Genomic DNA, 457 nt, shown 5'->3' with positions numbered 1-457 from the left:
GCTCATACAAGCCAAATAGCGCCTCAACAGGAAGCTGCAATCAGATTAAGCCTAGGATGCATTGGTCATCAAAGCTTTGATTAAGCCGCTGACACCAAAAATTGTGATCATTCGTCTAAGATTGTAGGCCAGGACATGCAAGTCCATTTCAATGCTGACCCCCTTAAATCTTCTGGTGAGTAGCTGTGTTGCGCCCATCCATAATTTAATTGTACCGAATGGGTGTTCGACGGTTTGTTGTCTGATCACCATGCTGTCAGGTTTGGACTCCAGAAGCTCGGTCATCTTTTCAATGCGACTAGCATGCTCCCAACGACGAATTGTTCGGGGAGTGGCTGTTTTGGTGCATTGGGTTTGCAGGCTGCAAACTCTACAAATTTTGACGCTGCAGTTATAGTTCCTATAAATCATGCCTTTATCTCTTGCTTGCCCTCTGGGTGTTAACGCTTGCTTGGCA

General features: G+C 46.0%; 1 protein-coding gene. It reads right to left on the bottom strand.

Annotated elements, in window-relative coordinates:
* Positions 1–51 precede the first annotated feature (51 nt).
* Positions 52–457, bottom strand: a 406-nt coding sequence (locus A3763_RS05235) for a transposase (RefSeq protein ID WP_197482784.1), incomplete at its 5' end; no start/stop codon positions are given.

The organism is Oleiphilus sp. HI0128 (assembly GCF_001635365.1).
This window is presented reverse-complemented; position numbering and strand designations above follow the sequence as displayed.